The organism is Streptomyces sp. NPDC008086, assembly GCF_042957325.1.
Classification (GTDB): domain Bacteria; phylum Actinomycetota; class Actinomycetes; order Streptomycetales; family Streptomycetaceae; genus Streptomyces.
This window is the reverse complement of the sequence record NZ_JBIBIA010000010.1, coordinates 164,331-191,294: the sequence shown is the minus strand read 5'-3', so window position 1 is coordinate 191,294 and position 26,964 is coordinate 164,331. Positions and strand designations below refer to the sequence as shown.

Below are 26,964 nucleotides of genomic sequence, written 5' to 3'. Positions count from 1 at the left end.
GGGGCATGCTGGCAGTCACCGGCGGAGCTGCGACCGAGCTCCACCGGCACACGGGGACGCACCACGAGGGCTACGGGGGCCTGTTCATGCAAGCGACGGTTTCTACGGTTTCAGAGACTTCGGACGACTCGGCGGTACCGGTGGCTCCGCTGCTGAAGCCCGCGCTGCGGCGGGGCTGGCGGGATCTCAACACCGTGCAGTTCGGGATGACTCCGGCACACGCGCTGACGCTGGGTCCGATGGACACGGCGACGGGCAGCTTCCTCGATCTGCTCAACGGCACCCGCGGCCTGGAGCTGTTGCGGGAAGAGGGGCGCCGCATGGACCTGCCGGACGGTCATGTCGAGGGGCTGGTGCGGCGACTGGCAGGGGCTGGGCTTCTCGACGACGCGAAGGGCGGCGGTCCGGCCGCCGACACACTGCGCCGCAAGAAGGAGGTCCTGGACCGGCTGCGCCCCGATCTGGCCTCGCTGTCCCTGACCACGTCCGAGCCGGGCGAGGCGATCGGCCGGCTCGCCGCCCGCCGCTCACTGCGCGTGCAGGTCAGGGGGGCCGGCCGGGTAGGTTCGATGATCGCCTCATTGCTGTCGGGCGCCGGGGTCGGCGAGGTAGACGTGCGAGATGTCGGCCGTGTCGAGCCGGGGGACGTCGCGCCGGGCGGGCTGCCCGCGGAGGCGGTCGGCGAGCGCAGGGACGAGGCGGCGCGGCGAGCCGCCCGTCGCTGCGCACCGGACCGCCCACCGCGCCGCGGCTCACGGTCGGCTCGCGATCCGGACGGCACCGGCCACTCGCTGGTGATCATCGCGCCGAGAGACGACGTCGCGGTGCACGCACCCTCCCCGCCCGCCGCCGAACCCCTCATCTCCTCCGGTACGCCCCATCTGTACGCAGGCGTCGTCGAGGGCACCGGCGTGGTCGGCCCGTTCGTCCTGCCCGGCGAGACCGCCTGCGCCGGGTGTCTCCACGAGGGGCGAACCGACCGGGACCCGGTCTGGCCCCGCCTGGTCGCGCAATGGCGCTCGGGCCTGGGCCGGGCACACCAGGTGCCGCCCTGCGACCTCACACTGGCCACCACGGTCGCCGGACTGGCCGCGGCGCACGCCCTCGCGTTCCTGGACGGCCGGGTTCCGTCGAGCGCGGGTGCACGCTGGGAGGTGTCCCTGCCCGGTCTCAGCTGGCACGCGCGACCGGTGTGGGCACACCCCGCATGCCCGTGCGGCGTCACGGACAAAGGTGAGGGAGAACACCCCTCCGAGGACGAGGGGTCGCACGAGACAATGGCGGAGCAAGGGCCGTCGAAGGAGTTGCGCCGTAGGGCAGACGCGAAGCGGCCGGCTGGGACCAGGAGGGCGCATGTCTGATCTTCCCCGCAAGGCGGTCACCCGTACCGCCAAGCTCGCCGCGCTTCCGCTCGGCTTCGCCGGGCGGGCGACCTGGGGACTCGGCAAGCGGATCGTCGGCGAGTCCGCGGAGATCGTCGGCCGCGAGCTGCAGCAGCGCACCGCGGAGCAGCTGTTCAAGGTGCTCGGGGAGCTCAAGGGCGGCGCGATGAAGTTCGGGCAGGCCATGTCCGTCTTCGAGTCGGCCCTGCCCGAGGAGATCGCCGGCCCGTACCGCGCGGCGCTCACCAAGTTGCAGGAGGCGGCGCCCCCGATGCCGACGCGGACCGTGCACGCCGTGCTGGCGGAGCGGCTCGGCGAGGACTGGCACGAGTTGTTCCTGGAGTTCGAGGACAAGCCGGCCGCGGCGGCCTCGATCGGGCAGGTGCACCGGGGGGTGTGGCACGACGGCCGCGAGGTGGCGGTCAAGGTGCAGTACCCGGGGGCCGGCGAGGCCCTGCTGTCCGACCTGAATCAGTTGAGCCGTTTCGCCCGGCTGCTGGGTCCGCTGATTCCCGGCATGGACGTCAAGCCGCTGATCGCGGAGCTCAAGGACCGGGTCTCCGAGGAACTGGACTACGCCCTGGAGGCGCAGGCCCAGCAGGCGCACGCGGAGGAGTTCGCCGACGATCCGGACGTCGTCGTGCCGGCCGTGGTCCAGCAGTGCGATCAGGTCCTGGTCACGGAGTGGATCGACGGCATCCCGCTCTCCGAGGTGATCTCGGACGGTACCGAAGAGCAGCGCAACCGCGCCGGTCAGCTCCTGGCCCGCTTCCTCTTCTCCGGCCCGGCCCGCACCGGCCTGCTGCACGCCGACCCGCACCCAGGCAATTTCCGCCTTCTGCCGGGCGGCCCCGACGGTGCCGCCGACTGGCGGCTCGGCGTGCTGGACTTCGGCACGGTCGACCGGCTTCCCGGCGGTCTTCCGACACCGATCGGCGAGTCCCTGCGGATGACCCTGGACGGCGAGGCGGACGCCGTCTACGACCTTCTCCGCGCCGAGGGCTTCGTCAAGGAGTCCATCGACCTGGAGCCCGACGCGGTCCTCGACTACCTCCTGCCGATCATCGAACCGGCCCAGGTCGACGAGTTCACCTTCACCCGCGGCTGGATGCGCAGCCAGGCTGCCCGCGTGGCCGACCCCCGCTCCCCCGCCTACCAGCTGGGCAAGCGGCTCAACCTGCCCCCGGCGTACCTCCTGATCCACCGGGTGACGCTGAGCACGATCGGGGTGCTGTGCCAGCTGGGCGCGACGGTGCGGCTGCGGGAGGAACTGGAGGAGTGGCTGCCGGGGTTCGTTCCGGAGGAGATGGCGGACGAGGGGGATTCGGCGGCCGAGGCGTGAGCCGGTCTACCACCAGGCCGAGTCGAGCCGCCCCTCGATCGCTCTGAGATTCTCCCGGGAGCAGGTGTCGCAGATGTAGTGGCGGGCGCCGTTCTCCACGGAGCAGGTCCAGGTGGGCTGCGGGGCGTCGGCCCGGGCGCCGCAGCGGGCGCACACGAGGAGCTGGGGCTCGGTCGCGGAGCCGCGGTTGTCACTGCCTCCGGAAGGACTCGTCACTCGGCGACGATACCGCCGCAGCTCGCTGATCAGCGGTCACAACGCACCGCGGGGGCCGGTCCGTTCGCACGGACCGGCCCCCGCGGGGAGCTATCGCCTCCCGGGTCGGGAGGCCACCACCGGGTGGTGTGGTCGGTTACTGCATGACCGCCATGGCGAGCGCGCGGCGGGCGCGCAGCGAGGCACGCTCGGCCCTGCGCTGCATGCGGCGAGCGGTCGCCAGGCGCATGGCCCGGCGTTCCTGCTCGGCCTCCTGGTGCCGCTCGTGCATATGCGCACGTGCCAGGGCTTCTTGGATGAGTTGCATCTCTCGGTTCCTGTTCTGACGCGAGTCGTTCGCGCCACTGGTGGTGAAGTCTTCAGGCGCGGAGCCTGCGAGTTCGTGGGTGGACGGCTTCATCGGGGCCTGCTTCTGGGGGTCGTGCGTGAGGGGGCGGTCGATCGTTCCTGCGGTGTTCATGCCGTGACCGGGTTCTTGCGCGGGCGACCACGCGGCCGCTTCCGGGCGACGACGACACCCTGGACGAACAGCTCGCCACCCCAGACGCCCCAGGGCTCACGCCGCTCCTTGGCGCCGGCGAGGCAGGCCTCCATCAGCGGGCAGGTGCGGCAGAGGGACTTGGCGTACTCGACGTCCGCCGGCGACTCGGCGAAGAAGACCTCCGGGTCGTAGGAGCGGCAGGGGACGGGTACGCCGAGGTTCTCGATGGCGTCGTCGAGCGCGGTGAGGGGGGTCAAGGTGGAGTCCTCCGTGAAGCCGGGCTTGGGGATCGCGTCTGAGGGCGGTACGGACGGGGCGTGCGCTTCGAGTTGCACGGTTCGTCTTCCTCGTCTTTTCGTTCCGGTCCTGTGGGACCGGGTGGCGGCTGGTACCGGGTTTTTCCTTGTCCCGAGGCCCCTTCGCTCCGTCGTCCCCGTTCGGGGACAAACAGAAGGGCCGCGGATCCCGGATGGGGTTCCGCGGCCCTGAAGGCGCCGGCCTGATCGGCGATCAGGCTGGATCACTCCAGGGTTCTGGCCCACGGAAGGCCCACATCTGGTGGTGCTGCGTCGTCTGCTTCCGGAATCCGGCACCGGTCGCCGTGAAGGCATAGGCCTGCGCCTTTGCCTCTACTGCCGCTTCCAGTGCCTTGGTCGGTCGCTCATTGCGCTCACGGACAGGGAGACCCGCGAGCGACAGGGAGGACGCCGGGCGGTCGGCACGGATGCCGGACAGACCGGTGCCCTGGTTGGAGGCGCCGAGCATGCACAGGGAAGCGACGACCGAGCGATCGGTCATTTTCACGATGCTGATGGTGTTGATGCTGATCACTGGACTCGCCTCCTCTCGGCGTCTAAGGGGACTGGGGTGAGCCAGTCCGACGGGTATGTAAGTAGAACACGGAATTGGGGCCTCCGAGAAGGCCTCCGTTCCCGTGGCTAAGAACCTATGGGGATTGCTGGGGCATGCGCAAACTATTTTTTCGACGAGTTCGTGTCATTCCCCGTCGGCGTCCTCCCCAACCTCCTGGCCTGCGCAGATGGCCAGCACATCGGCTCCGTAGCGGTCGAGCTTGCGCTTGAGGACACCGGGGATGCGGGACAGCTCAACCGGACTGACCGGCTCCGCCTCGGCGATGGCCATCAGGGTTCTGTCCGTGAAGACACAGAAGTCCGGCTGGCCGCTGAGGCGGGCCTGGACCCCGCGCCACTCGCGGAGTCGTTGGTAGAGGCCCTCGTCCATGTCCGAGGGGCAGGTCTCGCAGCGCATCAGCTTCATCTCACCGGCGTCGGTGAGGGTGCGCCCGCAGACACGGCAGCGCGCCGGAGTGCGCTGGGTGCGTCTCGGGGCCGCCGCCGGCGTACTGGTGAATCCGCGCAGCACGCCTCCGGAGCCGCCCGCGGCGGCGCGTCCGGCGGTGGCGGTGGAGCCGGGGCGCAGTCCGTCGAGGAAGCGGCTGGGGCGGCGGTTCGGGCGGCCGCCGGGCGCGCGGGTGAGCGCCCAGGAGACATGCAGGTGCCGTCTGGCCCGGGTGACGCCGACATAGAGGAGGCGGCGCTCCTCCTCGATCTGCTCGTCGGTCTTTGCGTAGGTGATCGGCATCATGCCCTCGGCCACCCCGACCAGGAAGACGACGTCCCACTCCAGGCCCTTGGCCGAGTGCAGGGAGGCCAGGGTGACGCCCTGCACGGTCGGGGCGTGCTGGGCGGTCGCCCGCTCGTCGAGCTCCGTCACGAGGTGGGCGAGGGTGGCGTCAGGTTTGGCGGCGGCGAAGTCCTGGGCGAGGTTCACCAGTGCGGCCAGCGACTCCCAGCGCTCTCTGACGGCACCGGAACCGGCCGGCGGCTGGGTGGTCCAGCCCTCCCCCGACAGCACGGCACGCACCTGCGAGGGGAGGTCGGGGGCGTCGTCGAGGAGTGTGTCGTTGCCGCCGAAGCGGGCCGCGCCACGCAGGGCGATACCGGCCTTGCGCACCTCGGGGCGGTCGAAGAACCGCTCGGCACCGCGCAGCTGGTAAGGCACGCCCGCGTCGGCGAGGGCCTGCTCGTAGGTCTCGGACTGGGCGTTCGTACGGAAGAGGATGGCGATCTCGGCGGCCGGGACGCCGGAGTCCATGAGTTCGCGGATGCGGCGGGCGGCGCCTTCGGCCTCGGCGGGTTCGTCGGTGTACTCGGTGTAGACGGGCTCGGGGCCCGCATCGCGCTGGGAGACCAGTTCCAGGCGGTGGTCGGCGGCGCGGCCCCGGGCCTGGGCGAGCAGACCATTGGCGAGATGGACCACCTGGGGGGTGGAGCGGTAGTCGCGGACCAGCTTGACGACGGTCGCACCGGGGTGGCGGGTGCGAAAGTCCAGCAGATGGTCGGGAGTTGCGCCTGTGAACGAGTAGATCGTCTGGCTGGCGTCGCCGACCACGCACAGGTTGTCACGGTCGCCGAGCCACAGCTCCAGCAGGCGCTGCTGGAGCGGGCTGACGTCCTGGTACTCGTCGACCACGAAGTGCTGGTACTGCGAGCGGACCTGGTCGGCGATGTCGTGCCGGTCCTGGAGGATGGCGACCGTGAGCAGCAGGACATCCTCGAAGTCGATGACGGAGCGGTCCCGCTTGAGGTCCTCGTAGACGTTGTAGATCTGGGCGATCTCGGCCGGGTCGCGGGGGGCGTCGCGGCCGGCCTTGGCGATGGCGGGCGGATAGTCGGCGGGAACGGTCTGGGTGACCTTGGACCACTCGATCTCGGCGGTGACGTCCCGCAGCTCGTTCCGGTCGAGGCGGATGCGGCAGGCGGCGGCCGCGTCCGCGACGAGCTGGATCTTGCGGTCGACCAGCCGGGGCATGGAGCCACCGACTGCTTTCGGCCAGAAGTACTGGAGCTGGCGCAGGGCGGCCGAGTGGAAGGTGCGGGCCTGGACCCCGGCGGCACCGAGCTGGCGCAGCCGTCCGCGCATCTCTCCGGCGGCCCGGTTGGTGAAGGTGACGGCGAGCACGCTGGAGGGCTGGAGGATGCCGGCGCGCACCCCGTAGGCGATGCGGTGGGTGATCGCCCGGGTCTTGCCCGTGCCGGCGCCCGCGAGCACGCACACCGGACCCTGCAGGGCGGTGGCCACCTCGCGCTGCTCGGGGTCGAGCCCTTCGAGCACCGCGTCGGCAGAGTCCGGTACCTGCGGGAAAAGGGTGGAGTGCGTTGCTGCTGTCACACCGCCATGCTGCCAGGTCGCCGGAGACGACTGTGCCGGTTGTCCACAGGCAGGCATCGGTAGTCGTACTAATGCGGCAGGCGTCACGTGCCGGGCATACCCCGGGTGGGAATGGCGCCCCGGTCACGTACGTTGCCCCTCTGAACGACCTGTTTCCCCGAGCCATCAGAGGAGCGCGCGAGACATGCAGGGCACTGTGACGATGTACAGCACCACGTGGTGCGGCTACTGCCAGCGGCTGAAGAAGCAGCTGGAGCGTGAGGGCATCGCCTACACCGAGATCAACATCGAACAGGATCCGGCGTCCGCCGCGTTCGTCGAGAAGGCGAATGGCGGAAACCAGACGGTCCCGACCGTGCTCTTCGCGGACGGTTCGACGCTGACGAACCCGTCGCTGGCTCAGGTGAAGCAGAAGATCGGCGTGTGAGCGACGCGCAGAAGCAGAAGAGGAAGGGTGGCGGTCCCGAGCCGGGACGGCCACCCTTCCTCTTTGTTCTACATGCCGTTCTTTCTGCTGTTCTCTCTGCCTTCATGGCCGACTAGACGCTGCGCGTCGGCAGTGGCTTGCCGTACCAGAGCTCGATCAGGCGGGCCGCGATCGAGATGCCGTACGGCGGCATGACCTCGCCGGAGTCGAAGGCGGCGCGCAGCTCGTCGCGGGAGAACCAGCGGGCCTCGTGGATCTCGTCCCCGTCGACCTGGACCTCGGTGGAGGTGGCATGGGCCATGAAACCCAGCATGAGGCTGGACGGGAAGGGCCACGGCTGGCTGGCGACGTACTCGACCTCTCCGACGGTGACACCGGCCTCCTCGAAGACCTCCCGACGCACCGCCTGCTCGATGGACTCCCCAGGCTCGACGAAACCGGCGAGTGTCGAGAAGCGGCCCTCGGGCCAGTGGACCTGGCGGCCGAGGAGGATGCGGTCGTCCTCGTCGGTGACGGCCATGATCACGGCGGGGTCGGTGCGCGGGTAGTGCTCGGCGCCGCAGGCGGGGCAGCGGCGGATGTGGCCGGCCGCGGCGATCACCGTGCGCTCGCCGCAGCGGGAGCAGAAGCGGTGGGTGCGCTGCCAGTTCTCCAGGCCGACGGCGTGCACCATCAGACCGGCGTCACGTGGCGACAGCAGCAGGCCCGCCTCGCGCAGCCCGGCCGCGCGCGCGGACTGGTCGATGCGGCCGGGCAGCGCGTCCTTCTGGAGGGCGAAGTAGCTGACGCCCTCCTCGTCGATGCCGAGGAAGTAGCGGTGTGCCTCGGTGAGGGGGGCCTCGAAGGAGGGGGTCATGACGAGTTCGGTACGCCCGTCCGCCGTCTCGTCGATGAGGACCTGGCCGCCGGAAACCACGAAGCAGCGGGTCGTGGGGTGGCTCCATGCCGCCGCGAGCCAGGCCTCGTCGAGCCGGTGGTGGGCGGCGCGGTCGATGCCGCTCGGGGCGGTGAGCGAGATGGGTCGGTCGGCGGTGTGGTCGGTCGAGGTGGTCACGGGTGCTTCCAACTCCCCCAGTGGAACGGTGTGCTTCGGCGGGCGTATCGGCGGGACGTGGGACGGAAGGCGAGCGGGTGCGGCAGGGGTCGGCGGTGCGGGGGCGGCCTTCTCAGTGTGCCCCGCGCGCGATGCCCCTTCGGACGGCCCGGACGGGTCAGGGCTCATGGCGCCAGTTGGCGGCAAGGTCGCCCCAGAGGTATGCGGTGGTCTCGACGCCTTTGAGGAGCAGGGCGAGCTCGACCTTCTCGTTCGGGGCGTGCCAGCCGTCGGAGGGGACGGAGATGCCGAGGAAGAGCACGGGTGCGCCGAGAATGTCCTGCAGGTCTGCGGCGGGTCCGGAGCCGCCCTCACGCGTGAAGCGGACGGGCCCCTCGAAGGCGCGGCCCATGGCCCGTACGACGGACTGGAGGGCCGGGTGGTCCAGCGGCGTCAGACAGGGGCGCGTGGCCCCGCCGAACGTGATCTCACAGCGGATCCCGGCGGGTACCTGGGCATCGGCCCAGGCACGGACGGCCTTCTCGACGTGGTCGGGGTCCTGCCCCGCGACCAGCCGGAAGGAGAGCTTCACCATGGCAGAGGACGGGATGATCGTCTTGCTGCCGGGGCCCTGGTAGCCGCCGCCGATGCCGTTGACCTCGGCGGTGGGGCGGGCCCAGACGCGCTCCAGGGTGGTGTGGCCGACCGCGCCCCAGGTGGCGTACGACTTGGCGGTGCGCAGCCACCGCTGCTCGTCGAAGGGCAGTTCGGCGAAGAGCTCGCGCTCGCGGTCGGTCAGCTCGACGATGCCGTCGTAGAAGCCCGGGATCGCCACGCGCGCCTGCTCGTCGTGCAGGGCGGCGACCAGGCGGGCGGCGGCGGTCGCGGGGTTGGGGACCGCGCCGCCGAAGGACCCGGAGTGGATGTCCTGGTCGGGGCCGTACAGCTGGATCTCGCACTCGGCGAGGCCGCGCATGCCCGTGCACACCGTCGGGGTGTCCTCGGACCACATGCCGGTGTCGGACACGATCACGGCGTCGGCCGCGAGCCGCTCGGCGTGCTCCTCGACGAGGGCGCGGAAGTTCGGGGAGCCGGACTCCTCCTCGCCCTCGATCAGCAGCTTCAGGTTGACCGCCGGGGTGGTGCGGCCGGTGGTGGCGAGGTGGGCGCGGACGCCGAGTGTGTGGAAGAACACCTGCCCCTTGTCGTCGGCCGCCCCGCGCGCGTACAGGCGTCCGTCCCGGACGACGGGCTCGAAGGGTTCGCTGTCCCAGCCGTCCTCGCGGGCGGCCGGCTGCACGTCGTGGTGGCCGTAGACGAGGACCGTGGGCGCCTCGGGGTCGTCGGAGGGCCACTCGGCGAAGACGGCGGGCGCTCCCGGCGTGGGCCAGACCTCGGTGGTCGGGAAGCCGGTCTCCTTGAGCTTGGCGGCGAGCCAGTCGGCGCTGCGGCGTACATCGGGCGCGTGGTCGGGCTGGGCCGACACGGAGGGGATGCGCAGCCACTCGGCGAGGTCGTCGAGGAAGGCGGCACGATGCTGATCGATGTACGTGCGGACGGCGCTGTCCGGGGTCTGGCTCATGGTCACGAGCCTATCGGCCCGAACCGACATCCTCGGTGGGCGGTTCCTCACACCCCGCCCCCGCGACCGGCTCTTCGGTCAGCAGCCGCTCCAGCGCGGCCCGGCCCGGCAGGTCGTCCGGGCGTACGACCTCGCCGCTGCGGACGTACAGGAACACGGCGTCGACCGACTCCGGGGGCACTCCCTGCTGCTCGGCCCACGCGAGTCGGTACAGGGCGAGCTGGAGCGGGTCGGCGGTGCGGGTGCGGTTGGTCTTCCAGTCGACGATCTCGTACGTCGTCGCCCCCTCGGCGTCGACGTCCTTGTACACGGCGTCGATCCGGCCCCGTACGACGCGGCCGGCGATCACGAGCTGGAAGGGGGCCTCGACCCGGTACGGCGTGCGGTGCGCGTACTCCGTGCGCTCGAAGGCGTCCTTGAGGGCTTCGAGGTCGCGTTCGTCGGCGATCTCGGCCTCGCTGCCGGGCAGGTCCTCGGGCTCCAGCATGGGCAGCGTCAGCTCCTCGAAGCGGGCCTCCACCCAGGCGTGGAATCGGGTGCCTCGACGTGCGGCGGGTTGTGGGGGGCGCGGCATGGGGCGCGCGAGTTCCTGCGCGAACCCGTCCGGGTCGGCGGCCAGCCGCAGCAGCTGCGACGCGGTCAGGGACGCGGGCAGGGTCACGTCCGTGACGCTCGCGCGGGCGCGCAGGAGCTCCCCGGTGAGGGCGTCGAGGTCGCGGTCCCAGGAGGCTATGGTGCGGGCTTCCTCCGGGGTGAGCGCCGGTTCGGTGGGGTGGGGGCGAGCGGGACCGGCGGGGGGCTCCAAGGGTGTCGCCTGGTGCGGGACGGTCGGGACGCGCGCGGCTGTCGGGCGGTCCGTGGCCCAGGAGTCCCAGTCACCGGGGTTCTCCTCGTACGCGTGATCCCCTTCGAAGGGGTCGCCGTCCCCGGAGAACTCGTCGGGGACCACCTCGGGGAACTCGTCGCGAGCCACCCCGGGGAACTCGTCCTCGAACGCCTCGTCGTCCGGTGGCGGAGGCCATTCCGGATCCTCGTAGATGTCCGGATAGTGCGTCGCGGCGGGGTGGCCCTCCTCGTGGGAGCCGAGGCTCTCCAGGTGGGCCAGGACGGTCTCGGCGGCAGCGCGGCGTCGGGCCAGGGCGGCGTCGTCGAGGGGCAGGGGCCACACCTGGTCGGCGGTCTCCCGATGCAGGGCCGGGTTCTCCGCGTCCTCGGCCGGCTCGTCGGCCCACGCCTCGATCTCGCCGTACCCGGCGACGCAGTGGCCGTACAGGGCTTGGAGGAAGTCGGAGGGGCCGCGGGGCTTCTTCTGGCTCGGGCCCCACCAGTGCCCGGAGCCGAGGAGCAGGGAGCGGGGGCGCGTGAAGGTGACGTAGCCGAGGCGGAGTTCCTCGGTGTGCTGGTGCTCCTTCATGGCTTCGTGGAAGGCCTTCAGGCCGCGGGAGTCCCATGAGGTGACGTCGGGGAGCGTGTCGGTGTCGCCGCGCAGTTCGTGCGGCAGCACCTTGCCCTGCGCGGTCCACTTCTCGCGGCCCTGGGTGCTGGGGAAGGTGCCGGTGACCAGGCCGGGGACGGCGACGACGTCCCACTCCAGGCCCTTGGACTTGTGCGCCGTGAGCACCTTGACGGTGTTCTCGCCGCCGGGCAGGGCGTTGTCCAGGCCCTTCTCGTACTGGGCGGCGGTGCGCAGGAAGGCCAGGAAGGCGAGCAGGGTCGCCTCGTGGTCGCCGGCCGCGAACGAGGCGGCGATGTCGAGGAAGTTGGAGAGGGTCTCACGGCGGCGGGCGGCCAGTGCGTGCGGGGACGCCGACAGCTCCACTTCCAGACCGGTGACGGCGAGGACGCGGTGCAGGACGTCCATCAGCGGGTCGGACAGGGAGCGGCGCAGGTCTCGCAGTTCGGTGGCCAGGCGCGCGAACCGCACGCGCGCGTCCGGCGAGAACGGCAGCCTGTCGTCGTCACCGTCGCCGTCCAGCGGCGTCTCCAGGAACGTGTCGAGGGCGTCCGCGAGGGAGATCACCTCGGCGGGGTCGACTCCCTCGACCGCCTCGGCGAGCCGACGGTCCGGGTCGTCGTCGCCCTCCACGCGCGCGTGGGACACCAGCATCCGGGCGCGGCGGCCCAGGAGGGCGAGGTCGCGCGGGCCGATCCGCCAGCGCGGGCCGGTCAGCAGGCGGACCAGGGAGGCGTTGGCGCCGGGGTCCTGGAGGACCTCGCAGACGGCGACCAGGTCGGCGACCTCGGGCAGGTGGAGCAGCCCGGACAGTCCGACCACCTCGACGGGGACGTCCCGGGCGACGAGCGCGCCCTGGATCTCGGCGAAGTCCGTCGCCGTCCGGCACAGGACGGCGATCTCGCCGGGCTCCTTGCCGGTGCGGACGAGGTGTGCGACGGAGTCGGCGATCCAGTCGATCTCCTCGGCGTGCGTCGGCAGCAGCGCGCAGCGGACCGTGCCGTCGCGCTCGGCTCCCGGGGCCGGGCGGAGGGCCTCCACGCCCGCGTGCAGGGCGCGCAGGGGCTCGGCGAGGCCATTGGCGAGGTCGAGGAGACGGCCGCCGCTGCGGCGGTTCTCGCTGAGTGCCTGGCGGGTGGCCGGGCGGCCGTCGGCGTGGGCGAAGTGCTCGGGGAAGTCGTCCAGGTTGGCGACGGAGGCGCCGCGCCAGCCGTAAATCGCCTGGCAGGGGTCGCCGACGGCGGTCACCGGATGCCCGGTGCCCTCGCCGAACAAACCTGCCAGGAGGACTCGTTGGGCGACGGACGTGTCCTGGTACTCGTCCAGGAGGACCACGCGGAACTCGTCGCGCAGGACGCGGCCCACCTCGGGGAGGCCGGCGAGCTGTGCCGACAGGGCGATCTGGTCGCCGAAGTCGAGCAGATCGCGCTCCCGCTTGGCGGCGCGGTAGCGGACCACGAGCTCGGCGAGTTCCCGGCGCGCGGCGGCCGCCTCAGGGACCTTGCGCAGGTCGGCGTTGGTGAGCTTGGCGCTCTGGAGGCCGAGCAGCAGTTCGGCGTCGTACGCGCGCAGGGCCTCGGGCCTGACGAGGTGCTCGGCGAGTTCGGAGTCCAGGGCGAGGAGGTCGCTGACCAGGTCGGCGAAGGAGCGGGTGAGGGCCGGGTACGGGCCCGGGGCCTCGCGCAGCACGCGCGCGGCGAGCTGGTAGCGGGTGGCGTCGGCCAGCAGGCGGGAGGTCGGTTCGAGGCCGATGCGCAGGCCGTGGTCGGTCAGCAGACGGCCCGCGAAGGCGTGGTACGTCGAGATCACCGGCTCGCCCGGCGGGTTGTCCGGGTCGATGACGTCGGGGTCGGTGACGCCGGCCTTGACGAGCGCCTTGCGGACGCGTTCGGCGAGTTCACCGGCGGCCTTGTTGGTGAAGGTCAGGCCGAGGACCTGTTCGGGGGCGACCTGGCCGGTGCCGACCAGCCAGACCACGCGCGCCGCCATCACCGTCGTCTTGCCCGATCCGGCTCCGGCCACGATCACCTGCGGGGCGGGCGGCGCGGTGATGCAGGCCGTCTGCTCCGGCGTGAACGGGATGCCGAGGAGCTCCTTGAGCTGTTCGGGATCGGTGATACGGGCGGGCACATCGAGAGAGGCTAGCCGCGGGCACTGACAGGGGGTGCCGGATCACCCCTCAGGGACGGGAGAAGCGCAGGTCAGCACGGGAGGTGCGATCGGTCACTCCGGTCGCTGACGAGGCGTCACTCGACCACGTGCCGCCCCTCCGGCCGCGCGCTGCAGGACGCCCGGAACGCGCAGTGGGTGCAGTGCTGGCCCGCGGTGGGTGTGAACCGTTCGTCGAGGACCTTGCCCGCGGCCGTGGCGAGCAGGTCGCCGACCCACTCCCCCTCGCCGCCGTCCAGGGGCTCCTGCCCCTGCACCTTGGGCAGGGTGTCGCCGCCGTCCCGTTTGGCGGCGCCCTGGCGCAGCTGGACCAGTTCGGCGCCGCCCGGTCGGGGGCGTACGCCGTCGAAGGCCTCGTCGACGGCGCCCTCGTGGACGGCGAGCTGGTAGACGGCGAGCTGCGGGTGGCGGGCCACCTCGGCCGCGCTGGGTGCCTGCTTTCCGGTCTTGAAGTCGACGACGTAGGCACGTCCTTCGCCGTCGGCCTCGACGCGGTCCATCTGGCCGCGGATGCGTACCTCGAAGTCGCCCGCCTCCAGGGTGACGTCGAAGTCGTGTTCGCTGGCCACCGGGGTGCGGCCCGCGCGGTCCATCACATGCCACTTCAGGAAGCGTTCGAGCGCCACGCGCGCGTTGGCCTTCTCCTGCGCCGACTTCCATGGCGCGTCGAAGGCCAGGGCGTTCCACACGGAGTCGAGGCGCTCCATGAGGACGGCGAGGTCGGCCGGGGTGTGCCCGGAGGCGACCTCGTCGGCGAGGACGTGCACGACGTTGCCGAAGCCCTGGGCGACGGTCGCGGGCGCGTCGGCCTTCACCTCGCGGCCCAGGAACCACTGCAGGGAGCAGGTGTTGGCGAGCTGGTCGAGGGCGCTTCCGGAGAGCACCACGGGCTGGTCACGGTCGCGCAGCGGCACCTTGGACTCGGTCGGCTCGAACATGCCCCACCAGCGGTAGGGATGCGCGGAGGGCACCAGCGGGCGGCCGTCCTCGTCGGCGAGCGCGGCGAGCCGGGCCAGCCGGCGGGCGGCGGCCTGCCTGAGGGTGTCCGACGCGCGCGGGTCGACCGTCGTCGCCCGCAGCTCGGCGACGAGCGCGGCGACAGCCAGGGGGCGGCGCGGGCGGCCCGTGACGTCCCTCGGTTCGACGCCCAGCTCGGTCAGGAAGCGCGAGGGCTGGTCGCCGTCGTCGGCCGGGGCCTTCACCGCCGTGACGACGAGGCGTTCACGCGCGCGTGTGGCCGCGACGTAGAACAGGCGGCGCTCCTCCGCCAGCAGGGCCCCCGGGGTGAGCGGTTCGGCGAGTCCGTCGCGGCCGATGCGGTCGGCCTCCAGGAGGGAGCCACGGCGGCGCAGGTCCGGCCACAGGCCCTCCTGGACGCCCGCGACGACGACCAGGCGCCACTCCAGCCCCTTGGAGCGGTGCGCGGTCATCAGGCGCACGGCGTCGGGGCGTACGGCCCGCCGCGTGAGGGTGTCGGCGGCGATGTCCTCGGCCTCGATCTCCGCCAGGAAGTTCAGGGCACCCCGGCCGCCGGTGCGCTCCTCCGCGCGGGTCGCTGTCGCGAACAGGGCGCATACGGCGTCGAGGTCACGGTCGGCGTTGCGTCCGGCGGCGCCGCCGCGCCGGGCGGCCCGCTCCAGGCGGGTGGGCCAGGGCGTGCCCTCCCACAGGTCCCACAGCGCCTCCTCGGCCGTACCGCCGCCCGCGAGGCGCTCACGGGCCTTGCGGAGCAGCGCGCCGAGCCGCTGGGCGCCACGCGCGTACGTGGGGTCGTGCACCGCGAGCCGCTCCGGCTCGGCGACGGCCCGCGCGAGCAGCTCGTCCGAGGGCGGAGGCAAGGGGTTGCCCGCGGCCCGCTCCTCGTCGCGCAGGGCCCGCCCGAGACGGCGCAGGTCGGCGGCGTCCATGCCGGCGAGGGGGGAGGCGAGCAGGGTGAGGGCGGTCTCGGTGTCGAGCCAGGAGGGCTCCGGCTCCTCGGCCGAGATCTCGGTGCCGAGCAAAGACGGCACCGGCTCCTCGGCCGAGGTCTCGGCCTCGGCCTCGGCCTCCGGACGTCCCGAGGCCTCCGCCGTTGCCACCGCCCGCAACGCCGTCAGCAGCGGCGCCACCGCCGGCTCGTGCCGCAGCGGCAGATCGTCGCCGTCGATGTCCAGAGGAACCCCGGCCGCGGTGAGCGCCCTGCGCACCGTCGGGATCGTGCGCGACCCCGCGCGTACCAGGACGGCCATCTCACCCCAGGGCACGCCGTCCTCCAGGTGGGCCCTGCGCAGGATGTCGGCGATGTTGTCCAGTTCGGTGCCGGCTGTCGGGTAGGTGAAGACCTCGACGCGGCCGCCCTCGCTGACCGGGGCGAGCTCGCGGTGGGCGCGGACCTTCTCGGCCGGGAGCCGGGTGAGCGGCATGCGCTGGGTCAGCAGCCGGGTCGCGGCCAGGAGGGCGGCTCCGGAGCGACGGGAGGTGCGCAGGACCTCGACGGGCGCGGGGCGGCCGTCCGCGCGCGGGAAGGCGTGCGGGAAGTCCAGGATGCCGTTCACGTCGGCACCCCGGAACGCGTAGATCGACTGGTCGGGGTCGCCGAAGGCGACGAGGGTGCGCCCGTCCCCGGCGAGGGCGTGCAGCAGCCGTACCTGGGCCGGATCGGTGTCCTGGTACTCGTCGACGTACACGGCGTCGTACTGCGCGGCGAGCCGCTGGGCGGCCTCGGGGCGGCGGGCGAGGAGCACCGCGCGGTGGACGAGTTCGGCGTAGTCGAGGACGCCCTGCATGTCGAGCACGTCGAGGTACTCGGCGAGGAAGGAGGCCGCGGCGCGCCAGTCGGGGCGGCCGATGCGGCGGGCGAAGGCGTCCAGCGCGTCGGGGCCGAGGCCGAGTTCACGGCTGCGGGCGAGGACCGCGCGGACCTCGTCGGCGAAGCCGCGGGTGGTCAGGCAGGCGCGCAGCTCGTCCGGCCAGCGCACATGGGCGAGTCCGAGCCGCTCCAGGTCCGGCTGGCCCGCGAGCAGCTCCCGTACGGTCACGTCCTGCTCGGGACCGGACAGCAGCCGCATCGGCTCCACGAACAGGTCGCTGTCCTGGTGGGCGCGGACCAGGGCGTAGCAGAACGAGTGGAACGTGGTCGCCCGGGGCGCGCGGGCCGCGCCCATGCGCAGCGCCATACGGTCGCGCAGCTCCACGGCCGCCTTGCGGCTGAACGTCAGCACCAGGATGCGCTCGGGGTCCCCGCCACGGGCCACGCGGGCCGCCACCGACTCGACGAGCGTGGTGGTCTTGCCGGTGCCCGGGCCTGCGAGAACGAGCAGCGGGCCGGTGGAGTGGTCAACCACGGCGCGCTGTGCCGCGTCCAGACGAGGGGGAGCCGTTCGCACGACGGGAGCACGCACCAGCCGGTAAGCGCCACGGGTCCCCTGTCGCACCTGGGGGTGCGACAGGCGCCTGGTGGAGGAAGAGGAGCTCACGTGGTTCGCCGGTCCTGGTGGGTGTGCTGGTGGAACGCCCCTCGCGCGCGGAGGGCGGTGGCCGCGGGGTGAGGGGGACACGCGCAGCCGACGCTACGCCGACGGATGGTGCGGAAGCAGGGCTTCCGATTCATCCCTCGGTTCACTTGGGACACGTACGTCCCTCACCTCACGAACGTACGTCATGCCACGGACGTGCCCTCTTTCCCCCGTACGGATCACGGGTCACACAGCGGGGCCTGCGATGGCGGAAGCTGTCAGGTGTGACCCTGTGCGCGTTCGCCGCCGTCCCAGCGCGCCCGCCTCATGTCGAGGCGCGGCAGGTGGCCTTCCGCGGCCCTGCTCGCCTCCTTCAGCGGCGTGCCCTCCGCGCGGTAGTGCTCCAACGCCCGCAGCTCGTGCCCGGGCAGCAGGACCCCGTCCGCGCGGACCACCCGCCACCACGGAACGGCGCCCCCGTAGAGGGCCATCACCCGGCCGACCTGGCGGGGCCCGCCCTCCTCCAGCCACTCCGCGATGTCCCCGTACGTCATGACACGGCCCGGCGGAACCAGCTCGGCGACCTCGAGGACCCGCTCGGCGTACTCCGGCAGCGCGTCAGCGTGCTCCGGGCGGACGTCGTGGTCCGGGGGGACGTCGTCGCGATCCGGACGATCATGGTCCGGGAGACTCTCCTCACTCATCCGGCCCATCCTGCCCCACCCCACCGACAATGTGGCGCGCTCGCCACTGTGCGTGTGCCTCGCCCCGCGGCGGCCCTTCGGGCAGACTGTGCGCCCCCGCATTTGCACCCTGATGCCCCCGTGTGTCGGCGGAGCATGCCACCATCGTGCGGGCGGTGACTGGTGATACGAGATCAAGAAGAGACGATGAAGCAGCAGGGTGTGCACCCGGAGGGCGCGGAAAGCACCTCTGACGCTTCGTCGCGCCCGGGCACCGCGAACGCCGGCAAGAAGGACACCGGCGACGGCGGCGACAAGGGCGGCGACGGCGGCACCGGCAAGAAGGACGAAGCCGCGTACGACCTGGACGAGGCGCACGTCGACGAGGTCGAGGGCGACGAACCGCTGCTCCCCGCGCGCGTGCACCGTCCCTCCGACCTGATGCGGCTCCTCGTGGGCGTGCTCGGCATCGTGCTGCTGCTCGCGATCGCCGCGTTCGCGCACGGCACCACCTCGGGCCTCGAACAGGACATCAACAAGGGCACCGGCCAGGCACCCGACGTGTTCAGCAAGATGGCCGGGCTCGTCTCCAGCATCGCCATCCTCCTGGTGCCCGTCGCCTTCGCGATCGAGCGGCTCATCAAGCGGGACGGACTGCGGATCGCCGACGGTGTCCTCGCCGCCGTCCTCGCGCACGGGGTGACGCTCGCCACGGACCTGTGGGTCGCGCGGGCCGCCCCGGAGTCCATCCGGGACGCCCTCACCCAGCCCTCCCCCGGCGACATCGGCTCCCTCACCGACCCGGTGCACGGGTATCTCGCGCCGGTGATCGCGTACATGACCGCCGTGGGCATGTCCCGCAGACCCCGCTGGCGTGCGGTGCTCTGGGCGGTCCTGGTCCTCTACGCCTTCTCCATGCTGGTCACCGGCTACACCACGCCGTTCTCGATCCTCCTGACGCTGCTGATCGGCTGGACGGTCGCCTACGGCACGCTGTACGCGGTCGGCTCGCCCAATGTCCGTCCCACCGGACGGACCCTGATGGCGGGCCTCAGGCACGTCGGCTTCCGCCCGGTGAGCGCGGCCCGCGAGGAGATCTCCGACACCCAGGAGACCGGCGACCGCGGCCGGCGCTACTTCGTCACCCTGGAGGACGGTCCGCCGCTGGACGTCACCGTGGTCGACCGGGAGCAGCAGGCCCAGGGCTTCTTCTATCGCGCGTGGCGCAATCTGACGCTGCGCGGCTTCGCCACCCGCAGCAGCCTCCAGTCGCTCCGGCAGGCCCTGGAGCAGGAGGCGCTGCTCGCCTACGCGGCCATCGCGGCCGGGGCCAACGCGCCCAAGCTGATCGCCACCTCCGAGCTCGGCCCGGACGCCGTGATGCTCGTCTACGAGCACACCGGCGGCCACACGCTGGACTCGCTGGCGGACGAGGAGATCACCGACGACCTGCTGCGCGACACCTGGCTCCAGGTCAAGGCGTTGCAGTCCCGGCGCATCGCGCACCGCAGGCTGGTGGGTGACGCGATTCTGGTGGATCGTTCCGGCAAGGTGATCATCACCGACCTGCGCATCGGTGAGATCGCGGCGAACAGCCTGCTGCTGCGCATGGACATCTCCCAGCTGCTGGTGACCCTCGGCCTGCGCGTGGGCGCCGAGCGCGCGGTGGCCTCGGCGGTGAGCGTGCTCGGCCCCGACGCGGTCGCCGACTGTCTGCCGATGCTCCAGCCCATCGCCCTGAGCCGCTCCACGCGCGCGACGCTGCGCAGACTCGCCCGGGAGAGGGCCCAGCGCGAGCGGGACGCCGTACTGGAGGCGTCCAAGCACGCGAAGCACGCCCGCAGCGAGGAGGCCCCGAGCGAGGCCGGGGCGGCCCTCGACAAGCCGGACAAGAAGACCGTGAAAGCGCAGGCGCGGGCCGAGAAGCGGGCCATCGACGAGGCCCTGGACGAGGCGCGCGAGGAGGATCTGCTCACCCAGATCCGCCACGAGGTGCTGCGGATCAGGCCGCAGGCGCCGGTCGAACCGGCCCGCCTGGAGCGGGTGCGGCCGCGCACGCTGATCAGCTTCATCGCCGGTGCGATCGGCGCGTACTTCCTGCTGACCCAGCTCACCCACATCGAGTTCGGCCCGCTCATCTCCAACGCGCAGTGGGGCTGGGTGGCCGCGGCGGTGCTGTTCTCGGCGGCCAGCTACTTCGCGGCGGCGATGGCGCTGCTGGGCTTCGTGCCCGAGCGGGTGCCGTTCCGGCGGACGGTGGCGGCGCAGGTCGCCGGGTCCTTCGTGAAGATCGTCGCGCCGGCCGCGGTCGGCGGGGTCGCCCTGAACACGCGTTTCCTCCAGCGCGCGGGAGTGCGGCCGGGGCTCGCGGTGGCGAGTGTCGGCGCCTCGCAGCTGTTCGGGCTCGGCTGCCACATCCTGATGCTGCTGTCCTTCGGCTACCTGACCGGCACCGAGAAGACACCGTCGCTGTCGCCGTCCCGGACGGTCATCGCGGGTCTGCTCACGGTGGCGGTGCTGGTGCTCGTGGTGACCTCGGTGCCATTCCTGCGGAAGTTCGTCGTCACGCGCGTGAGGTCGCTGTTCGCGGGTGTCGTCCCGCGCATGCTCGACGTGCTGCAGCGGCCGCAGAAGCTGGTCACCGGCATCGGCGGCATGCTGCTGCTGACGGCCTGCTTCGTGATGTGCCTGGACGCCTCGATCCGCGCGTTCGGCAGCGAGGGCACCTCGCTCAGCATCGCCAGCGTGGCCGTCGTCTTCCTCGCGGGCAACGCGCTCGGCTCCGCCGCGCCCACCCCGGGCGGCGTCGGCGCCGTGGAGGCGACCCTGACCGTCGGTCTGATCGCCGTGGGCCTGCCCAGCGAGGTCGCCGCGCCCGCGGTGCTGCTGTTCCGGCTCCTGACGCTCTGGCTGCCCGTGCTGCCGGGCTGGCTGGCCTTCAACCACCTCACCCGCAAGGGCGCGCTGTAGCGCGGGACGGCGTACGCGGTACAGCGGGGCTTGTCGTACGACAACCTCGGCGTCGTACGTTGTGAGGCACGGAACAGGCCCAGGCGCCGCCGTCCCTCGTACGGCTCGCGCCCCGAGCGCCCCACCCCGTACGACCCCAGGATGGGACCATGCCGAACCCGCCCCGGACGCGTGCCGCTGCCCTGACCGCCGCCGCTCTGCTGCTGTCCTCCTTGCTGGCGGGATGCGGCGACGACTCCGGGGACGAGGACAGGGACCTGACGGCCCAGGAACTGAGCTGGAAGGCCTGTCCGGCCCCGTCCCAGGCACAGGGCGGCGCGGGCAGTCCGTCGCCTCTGCCGGACGGCGGGTCATGGCAGTGCGCCACGATGAAGGCGCCCCGCGACTGGGAGGACCCCAAGGGCGCCACGATCGGCATCGAGCTGATCCGGGCGAGGACCAGCGGCGACGAGAACAGGCGGATCGGCTCGCTGATCTTCAACTTCGGCGGCCCCGGCCTCTCGGGCGTCACCACACTGCCCTCCTTCGGCGACGCCTACGAGAAGCTGCGCACCCGCTACGACCTGGTGAGCTTCGACCCGCGCGGGGTCGGCCGCAGCTCGCCCGTGCTGTGCGAGAACGACCAGCAGCTCGACGCCTTCTTCCAGCAGGACACCACGCCGGACGACGCCGCCGAGCGGACCGAACTGCTGGACAGCACCAAGGAGTTCAACGACGCCTGCGAGGAGAACTCCGAAAAGATGCTCCCGCATGTGCGCACCACCGACGCGGCCCGCGACATGGACCTGATGCGACAGGTACTCGGCGACGACAAGCTGTACTACTTCGGCATCTCCTACGGCACCGAACTCGGCGGCGTCTACGCCCACCTGTTCCCGCAGAACGTGGGCCGCGCGGTCTTCGACGCGGTGGTCGACCCGACACTGAACTCCGAACAGGGCACATTCGGGCAGGTCAAGGGCTTTCAGCTCGCGCTCGACAACTTCGCCGAGGACTGCACCTCCAAGACCGAGGACTGCCCGATCGGCGACACCGCCCAGGACGTCAAGGCCCGCATCGCGAAGCTGCTGAAGGACCTCGACAGCAAGCCGATCCAGGGCGTCTTCCCGCGTGATCTGACGCAGAGCGCGGCGACCAACGGCATCGCGCAGGCGCTGTACTCGAAGGACCTCTGGCAGTACCTCACCGAGGGTCTCGAGCAGGCGTACGACGGCGACGGCAGGATCCTGATGCTGCTCTCCGACTCGCTGAACGGGCGCAGCGAGAACGGTGAGTACAGCAACATCACCGCCGCCAACATCTCGATCAACTGCGCCGACGACAAGTCGCGGTACACCCCGCGGGACGTCGAGCGGAGGCTGCCCGCGTTCCGGGCCGCCTCTCCGCTGTTCGGCGACGCCTTCGCCTGGTCCCTGCTCAGCTGCACCGACTGGGCCGTGCCGGGCGCCGCCGAGCATCCGGACGTCAGCGCGCCCGGCGCGGCACCGATCCTCGTGGTGGGGAACACCGGCGACCCGGCCACGCCGTACGAGGGCGCGCAGCGGATGGTGGAGGCGCTGGGTGCGGGGGTGGGTGTGGAGCTGACGTACAAGGGTCAGGGGCACGGGGCCTACAACAGCAAGAACAAGTGCGTGCAGGACGCGGTGAACGGATACCTGCTGGACGGGAAGGTGCCGGCGACCGGCACGGTCTGCTCCTGAGATCGACCAAGCACCGAAAAGTGCAGGTCAGCGAGTTATCCACAGGCGCCGACGGTCTTTTCGTGATCCGCCTACTATGGCCAGACCGCCATCCGCGGCACGGTGCGGACGGCCTGCGAGGGGGGAAGTGAGATGGCGCGTTTCGTACGGTGGACGGCCCTGACGGCGGCCGCCGCCCTGTTGGCCACGGGCTGCAGCGGCGGCTCGTCGGACAGCACGGATGCCGAGGGGGAGACGGGCGGTAACGGCTCGTCGGCGTCCTCCGACGGGTCGGTGGACGCACTGCCGTCGTCACTGACCTCGCAGAAACTCGACTGGGGGCGCTGCGAGGCCACCGACGACTCCCCCGCGCCGGGCGACGAGTGGCAGTGCACGACGCTGAAGACGCCGCTGGACTGGTCCGAACCGAAGGGCAGGACGATCGACCTCGCGTTGATCCGCGCCAAGGCCACCGGCGACGACCGCATCGGCTCGCTGCTCTTCAACTTCGGCGGCCCCGGCAGCTCAGGGGTTTCCACCCTGTCGTGGTACGCCTCCACCGCGTCCGAACTGGGCAAGCGGTACGACCTGGTGAGCTGGGACCCGCGCGGAGTGGGCGCCAGTGAGGGCGTGCGCTGCCGCGGCGACAAGGAGATCCAGGCCTCCGAGTCCGTGGACTTCACACCGGACACCCCGGCCGAGGAATCGGCGTACTTCCGGGACGCCGCTGCCTTCGGCAAGGGCTGTGAGAAGTCCGCGGGCCCCCTCATGGCCCATGTGTCGACCACCGACACCGCCCGCGACATGGACCTGATGCGACAGGTACTCGGCGACCGGAAGACGCACTACTTCGGCATCTCCTACGGCACCGAACTCGGCGGTGTCTACGCCCACTTGTTCCCGAAGAACGTCGGGCGGCTGATCCTGGACGCGGTCGCCGACCCCGGCGCCGACTCCGCAGGACACGCCGAGAACCAGGCCAGGGGCTTCCAGCGCGCTCTGAACAACTACCTCCGGTCCACCGGCCAGGGCGCCGAGGAGGGCACCCGGAAGATCGTGAACCTGCTGAAGCGGATCGACGCGAGCCCGCTGCCGACGTCGTCCGAGCGCAAGCTCACGGAGACGCTCGCGCTCATAGGCATGATCCAGCCGCTGTACAGCGAGTCGCGATGGCCGGCCCTGACCAGCGCCCTGGAGTCGGCCGAGCAGGGCGACGGCTCGGAACTCCTGGCGCTCGCCGACGACTACAACGACCGCGACCCGTCGGGCCGCTACGGCACGGGGTCCCACTCGCAACGGGTCATATCGTGCCTGGACGAGAAGCAGCGGCCGACGGCCGAGGAGACGAAGAAGCTGCTGCCGAGGTTCGAGAAGGTCTCGCCCGTGTTCGGACCCATGCTGGGCTGGGACACGGCCGGCTGGTGTCACGACTGGCCGGTGGCCGGGCAGTACGACACCCCGGAGGTGAGCGCGCCGGGTGCGGCACCGATCCTGCTGGTCGGCAACACCGGCGACCCGGCGACGCCCTACGAGGGCACCCGGAGGATGGCGGACGAACTGGGCAAGGGCGTCGGTGTGGTGCTCACCTGGAAGGGCGAGGGCCACAGCGCGTACGGCAAGGGGAGCGACTGCGTGGACTCCGCGGTGAACGCGTATCTGCTGGAGGGGACCGTGCCCGAGGACGGCAAGGTCTGCTCATGACGACGGCGGGGGCTTCGAGCACCCGTGGCACTCGAAACCCCCGCCGTGGGAGCCAGGTACGTCTTACCGGCGAGTCGGCCCGCTCGGCGGACCGACTCGGGTCGTCAGCGGACCGACTTGGGTCAGCGGACCGGATGTCAGTAGACCGGCTTGTCGGGCTCGATCTGGTTGACCCAGCCGATCACGCCGCCACCGACGTGCACGGCGTCAGCGAAGCCCGCCGACTTCAGGACCGCGAGGACTTCCGCACTGCGGACACCCGTCTTGCAATGCAGGACGATCTTCTTGTCCTGCGGGAGGCCTTCCAGGGCGGTGCCCATGAGGAACTCGTTCTTCGGGATCAGCCGGGCGCCGGGGATCGAGACGATCTCGTACTCGTTGATCTCGCGGACGTCGATGATCTCGATGTTCTCGCCGTCGTCGATCCACTCCTTGAGCTGCTTGGGAGTGATCGTCGAGCCGGCGGCCGCCTCCTGGGCCTCCTCGGAGACGACGCCGCAGAAGGCCTCGTAGTCGATGAGCTCGGTGACGGTCGGGTTCTCGCCGCAGACCGCGCAGTTCGGGTCCTTGCGGACCTTGACCTGGCGGTACTGCATCTCCAGGGCGTCGTAGATCATCAGGCGGCCGACCAGCGGCTCACCGGTGCCGGTGAGGACCTTGATGGCCTCGGTGACCTGGATGGAGCCGATGGACGCGCACAGCACGCCCAGGACGCCGCCCTCGGCGCAGGAGGGGACCATGCCCGGCGGCGGGGGCTCCGGGTAGAGGCAGCGGTAGCAGGGGCCGTGCTCGGACCAGAAGACGGAGGCCTGGCCGTCGAAGCGGTAGATCGAGCCCCACACGTACGGCTTGTTCAGCAGCACACAGGCGTCGTTGACCAGGTAGCGGGTCGCGAAGTTGTCCGTGCCGTCGACGATCAGGTCGTACTGGCTGAAGATGTCCATCACGTTGTCGGCCTCGAGCCGCTCCTCGTGAAGGATCACGTTCACGTACGGGTTGATGCCGAGGACGGAGTCGCGCGCGGACTCGGCCTTGGAGCGGCCGATGTCGGCCTGGCTGTGGATGATCTGACGCTGGAGGTTCGACTCGTCGACCTCGTCGAACTCCACGATGCCGAGCGTGCCGACGCCGGCCGCGGCCAGGTACATCAGCGCCGGCGAGCCCAGGCCGCCGGCGCCCACACAGAGCACCTTGGCGTTCTTCAGCCGCTTCTGCCCGTCCATCCCGACGTCGGGGATGATCAGGTGGCGGGAGTACCTGCGGACCTCGTCTACGGTGAGCTCGGAAGCGGGCTCGACCAGGGGTGGCAGCGACACGGGGACTCCGTTGGTCGGTCGATCACTACGGTTGTTCTCTCCGTAACAGTGCCATGGCCTTTTTCATTCCGAGACACCTGTTCCGATCCGCGAGACGATTTCGTCCCAGTAGCCGGGCATGGCCTCCCAGGGGTCGATGCGTCCGCGGTCCGTGCGGTCGGTGAACCAGACGGTGGCGGCGCCCTGCCAGCGGGCGATGCGCAGTGCCTCGTCGAGGTGGCCGAGGGGCACCCCGTGGACGAAGTGGCAGAAGCGGTCGGGCGGGTAGTCGGCCGTCCACTCGGCAACCTGCGACCAGCGGTAGTCGCTCCACGAGCCGCGGAAGGTGACCAGTTGGTCGGCGCACTCGGCGTAGCCCGGGTGGGGGTGGCTGCCGTGGCCCAGGACGATGTGGGCCTCGTCACGCAGCGCGCGCAGCGTGGTGACCGTGCGGCGGACCTCGGGCAGAGCGGCCCGCTCGGTCGGGCAGCGGTCCAGGAAGAATCCGTCGACCCGATACCAGTCGAGATAGCGCTGGGCCTCGGAGATCACCTCGCCGAAGGCGCGGGCGCCACCTGCCGTGTCGAGGCGGGCGGCGTCCAGGTGGGCCGTGTCCAGGTGGCCGAGGACGCGGACGCCCGCGTTGTGGAGCATGCCGGCGGCTTGCAGGCAGTGCGGGTCGGGGCGGGCTCCGGGGCCGTCGGCGACGTTGAGGACGACCCAGTGCACGGGGGTGCCGGGCCGGGTGAGTTCGCCCCACTCGGCCGGGGCGAGCAGGGGGTGGGCGTAGCCGGGGACGCCGAGGCCGGTGCGGAGGTTCGTGTTCGCCGTGATCGGCGTGGTGCCGGTCAGATACGGCATGCCGCCTCCATCCAGATGTCGCCCAGAGACTCCTCCAGGTTGATCCGGGGGCGCCAGCCGAGCCGGTCGCGTGCGGTGCGCACGTCGGCCTGCTGCCAGCTGCCGCAGCCGTCCGGGTACGGGTACACGACCGGGGCGGACTGGCCCGCGCCGACGTGCGCGGCGTGGACCGCGTGCGTCACGTGCATCGCGTGGTCCGAGTCGGCACGGGGGTGGCCGATGGACGGGCGCAACGGGCCGGGCGGGCCGTCGAGTTCGTGAAGGGCGCCGCCGTAGCCGGCCACGCGGGCGAGGACGGCGGCGGCGTCGCGGAGGCGGACCGCGCGGCCCGAGCCGATGTTGATGACGCCCTGTGCGGCGGACAGCGAGGCGGCGTGGACGGCGCGGGCGACGTCGCGGACGTCGACGAAGTCGCGTTGGGCGCCGAGGCCGGTGAGTTTGAGCTCGCCGTCGCCCGACTGCATGGCGCGGCGCATGGCCTCGGCGAGTCGGCCGAGGGGCGAGCCCGCCGGGGTGCCGGGGCCGGCGGGTGAGAAGACCCGCAGGACCACGGCGTCCAGGCCGGAGCCCAGGACCAGTTCGGTGGCGGCGAGTTTGCTGACGCCGTACGGGCCGCCGGGGCGGGGGACGGCGTCCTCGGCCGTGGAGGAGCCGGGCTGGCTCGGGCCGTACTCGGCGCCGCAGCCGATCTGCACGAGGCGGGCGCCGCACCCGCTGCGCCGCAGGGCCTCGCAGACGGTGGCGACGGCGACCGTGTTGTGGCGGGTGAGTTCGCGGGCGCCGCCTCTGGTGGCACCGGCGCAGTTGATGACGACGCCGGGGTGGACCGCGTCGAGGAAGCGGGTGAGGGCACCGGGGCTGCCGGACGCGAGGTCGAAGCGGACGTCGGCGTCGTCACCGCGACCGAGGGCGGTGAGCTGGACGGCGGGGTCGGCGAGGAGACGGTCGGCCACGAAGCGCCCGAGGTAGCCGTTGGCTCCGATCAGCAGAACTCTCATCGGGCGGCTCCCGGGGCCGAGCGGTGGTCGGGTCGGGAGGTGATCATTTGGGGTTCTCCTTCAGGG

At 71.8% G+C, this 26,964-nt stretch carries 19 protein-coding genes; 6 read left to right on the top strand and 13 right to left on the bottom strand.

What is annotated here, in order from left to right:
* The first annotated feature begins 140 nt into the window (after positions 1-140).
* Complete coding sequence (locus tag ACFZBP_RS33265) at positions 141-1,361, top strand: TOMM precursor leader peptide-binding protein (RefSeq protein WP_391418663.1); 1,221 nt, start codon at positions 141-143, stop codon at positions 1,359-1,361.
* The gene (locus tag ACFZBP_RS33260) at positions 1,354-2,724 is read left to right on the top strand and encodes an AarF/UbiB family protein (RefSeq protein WP_391418660.1); all 1,371 of its coding nucleotides are present in this window, start codon (positions 1,354-1,356) and stop codon (positions 2,722-2,724) included. The genes ACFZBP_RS33265 and ACFZBP_RS33260 overlap by 8 nt, the downstream gene beginning before the upstream one ends.
* Positions 2,725-2,730: 6 nt before the next feature.
* Here ACFZBP_RS33260 and ACFZBP_RS33255 read toward each other — a convergent pair whose 3' ends face one another.
* The 5 genes from ACFZBP_RS33255 to ACFZBP_RS33235 form a co-directional block, all read right to left on the bottom strand.
* A complete protein-coding gene (locus ACFZBP_RS33255; RefSeq protein ID WP_383451646.1) occupies positions 2,731-2,940 on the bottom strand; it encodes a hypothetical protein in 210 nt (69 codons plus the stop codon).
* Between the two features lie 136 nt (positions 2,941-3,076).
* On the bottom strand, positions 3,077-3,400 hold the full coding sequence (locus ACFZBP_RS33250; RefSeq protein ID WP_391418658.1) for a hypothetical protein: 324 nt from the start codon (positions 3,398-3,400) through the stop codon (positions 3,077-3,079).
* Entirely contained in the window at positions 3,397-3,756 is a 360-nt protein-coding gene (locus ACFZBP_RS33245) for a WhiB family transcriptional regulator (protein ID WP_391418655.1), read from the bottom strand. The genes ACFZBP_RS33250 and ACFZBP_RS33245 overlap by 4 nt, the downstream gene beginning before the upstream one ends.
* Before the next feature lie 175 nt (positions 3,757-3,931).
* Complete coding sequence (locus ACFZBP_RS33240) at positions 3,932-4,252, bottom strand: hypothetical protein (RefSeq protein ID WP_383451637.1); 321 nt, start codon at positions 4,250-4,252, stop codon at positions 3,932-3,934.
* Between the two features lie 165 nt (positions 4,253-4,417).
* Positions 4,418-6,613 carry a UvrD-helicase domain-containing protein gene (locus ACFZBP_RS33235; RefSeq protein ID WP_391418652.1) on the bottom strand — a complete coding sequence of 732 codons (2,196 nt, stop codon included), beginning with the start codon at positions 6,611-6,613 and terminating at the stop codon, positions 4,418-4,420.
* A 184-nt stretch (positions 6,614-6,797) separates the two neighbouring features.
* Between ACFZBP_RS33235 and ACFZBP_RS33230 the strand changes: the two genes are divergently transcribed.
* A complete protein-coding gene (locus ACFZBP_RS33230) occupies positions 6,798-7,040 on the top strand; it encodes a mycoredoxin (protein ID WP_037886733.1) in 243 nt (80 codons plus the stop codon).
* A 112-nt stretch (positions 7,041-7,152) separates the two neighbouring features.
* Here ACFZBP_RS33230 and nudC read toward each other — a convergent pair whose 3' ends face one another.
* From nudC to ACFZBP_RS33205, 5 genes are all read right to left on the bottom strand, one after another.
* Positions 7,153-8,094: an NAD(+) diphosphatase gene (gene nudC, locus ACFZBP_RS33225; RefSeq protein ID WP_391418647.1), complete on the bottom strand. Its 942-nt coding sequence runs from the start codon at positions 8,092-8,094 to the stop codon at positions 7,153-7,155.
* Between the two features lie 157 nt (positions 8,095-8,251).
* Positions 8,252-9,655, bottom strand: a complete 1,404-nt coding sequence (locus ACFZBP_RS33220) for a dipeptidase (protein ID WP_391418645.1) — start codon at positions 9,653-9,655, stop codon at positions 8,252-8,254.
* Positions 9,656-9,665: 10 nt separating this feature from the next.
* On the bottom strand, positions 9,666-13,238 hold the full coding sequence (locus ACFZBP_RS33215) for a UvrD-helicase domain-containing protein (protein WP_391418643.1): 3,573 nt from the start codon (positions 13,236-13,238) through the stop codon (positions 9,666-9,668).
* Positions 13,239-13,354: 116 nt separating this feature from the next.
* A complete protein-coding gene (locus ACFZBP_RS33210) occupies positions 13,355-16,732 on the bottom strand; it encodes a UvrD-helicase domain-containing protein (protein WP_391418640.1) in 3,378 nt (1,125 codons plus the stop codon).
* A gap of 257 nt (positions 16,733-16,989) precedes the next feature.
* Positions 16,990-17,415 (bottom strand): MGMT family protein, encoded by a 426-nt coding sequence (locus ACFZBP_RS33205; RefSeq protein WP_391418638.1) that lies wholly within the window; start codon positions 17,413-17,415, stop codon positions 16,990-16,992.
* Between the two features lie 186 nt (positions 17,416-17,601).
* Here ACFZBP_RS33205 and ACFZBP_RS33200 point away from each other — a divergent pair, with 186 nt between their 5' ends.
* The 3 genes from ACFZBP_RS33200 (at position 17,602) to ACFZBP_RS33190 (ending at position 23,744) form a co-directional block, all read left to right on the top strand.
* The gene (locus ACFZBP_RS33200; RefSeq protein ID WP_391418635.1) at positions 17,602-20,364 is read left to right on the top strand and encodes a lysylphosphatidylglycerol synthase domain-containing protein; all 2,763 of its coding nucleotides are present in this window, start codon (positions 17,602-17,604) and stop codon (positions 20,362-20,364) included.
* Positions 20,365-20,513: 149 nt separating this feature from the next.
* Positions 20,514-22,064: an alpha/beta fold hydrolase gene (locus ACFZBP_RS33195; protein WP_391418633.1), complete on the top strand. Its 1,551-nt coding sequence runs from the start codon at positions 20,514-20,516 to the stop codon at positions 22,062-22,064.
* A gap of 132 nt (positions 22,065-22,196) precedes the next feature.
* Positions 22,197-23,744: an alpha/beta fold hydrolase gene (locus ACFZBP_RS33190; protein WP_391418630.1), complete on the top strand. Its 1,548-nt coding sequence runs from the start codon at positions 22,197-22,199 to the stop codon at positions 23,742-23,744.
* Positions 23,745-23,881: 137 nt separating this feature from the next.
* On the opposite strand, the gene moeZ is transcribed toward ACFZBP_RS33190, so the two are convergent.
* The 3 genes from moeZ to ACFZBP_RS33175 all read right to left on the bottom strand — a co-directional run bounded on the left by moeZ (position 23,882) and on the right by ACFZBP_RS33175 (position 26,898).
* Positions 23,882-25,060 (bottom strand): adenylyltransferase/sulfurtransferase MoeZ, encoded by a 1,179-nt coding sequence (gene moeZ / locus ACFZBP_RS33185; RefSeq protein ID WP_383451617.1) that lies wholly within the window; start codon positions 25,058-25,060, stop codon positions 23,882-23,884.
* Positions 25,061-25,123: 63 nt separating this feature from the next.
* Positions 25,124-25,900 carry a spherulation-specific family 4 protein gene (locus ACFZBP_RS33180; protein WP_391418626.1) on the bottom strand — a complete coding sequence of 259 codons (777 nt, stop codon included), beginning with the start codon at positions 25,898-25,900 and terminating at the stop codon, positions 25,124-25,126.
* Positions 25,888-26,898, bottom strand: a complete 1,011-nt coding sequence (locus ACFZBP_RS33175; RefSeq protein ID WP_383451613.1) for an NAD-dependent epimerase/dehydratase family protein — start codon at positions 26,896-26,898, stop codon at positions 25,888-25,890. The genes ACFZBP_RS33180 and ACFZBP_RS33175 overlap by 13 nt, the downstream gene beginning before the upstream one ends.
* Positions 26,899-26,964 lie beyond the last annotated feature (66 nt).

Bases quoted from the DNA above. Each gene is read 5' to 3' on its own strand.
- ACFZBP_RS33195 (WP_391418633.1), top strand. From the start codon at position 20,514: ATGCCGAACCCGCCCCGGACGCGTGCCGCTGCCCTGACCGCCGCCGCT.
- ACFZBP_RS33190 (WP_391418630.1), top strand. From the start codon at position 22,197: ATGGCGCGTTTCGTACGGTGGACGGCCCTGACGGCGGCCGCCGCCCTG.
- ACFZBP_RS33260 (WP_391418660.1), top strand. From the start codon at position 1,354: ATGTCTGATCTTCCCCGCAAGGCGGTCACCCGTACCGCCAAGCTCGCC.
- ACFZBP_RS33250 (WP_391418658.1), bottom strand. From the start codon at position 3,400: ATGAACACCGCAGGAACGATCGACCGCCCCCTCACGCACGACCCCCAG.
- ACFZBP_RS33180 (WP_391418626.1), bottom strand. From the start codon at position 25,900: ATGCCGTATCTGACCGGCACCACGCCGATCACGGCGAACACGAACCTC.
- ACFZBP_RS33205 (WP_391418638.1), bottom strand. From the start codon at position 17,415: ATGAGTGAGGAGAGTCTCCCGGACCATGATCGTCCGGATCGCGACGAC.
- ACFZBP_RS33230 (WP_037886733.1), top strand. From the start codon at position 6,798: ATGCAGGGCACTGTGACGATGTACAGCACCACGTGGTGCGGCTACTGC.
- ACFZBP_RS33220 (WP_391418645.1), bottom strand. From the start codon at position 9,655: ATGAGCCAGACCCCGGACAGCGCCGTCCGCACGTACATCGATCAGCAT.
- ACFZBP_RS33200 (WP_391418635.1), top strand. From the start codon at position 17,602: ATGAAGCAGCAGGGTGTGCACCCGGAGGGCGCGGAAAGCACCTCTGAC.
- ACFZBP_RS33175 (WP_383451613.1), bottom strand. From the start codon at position 26,898: ATGAGAGTTCTGCTGATCGGAGCCAACGGCTACCTCGGGCGCTTCGTG.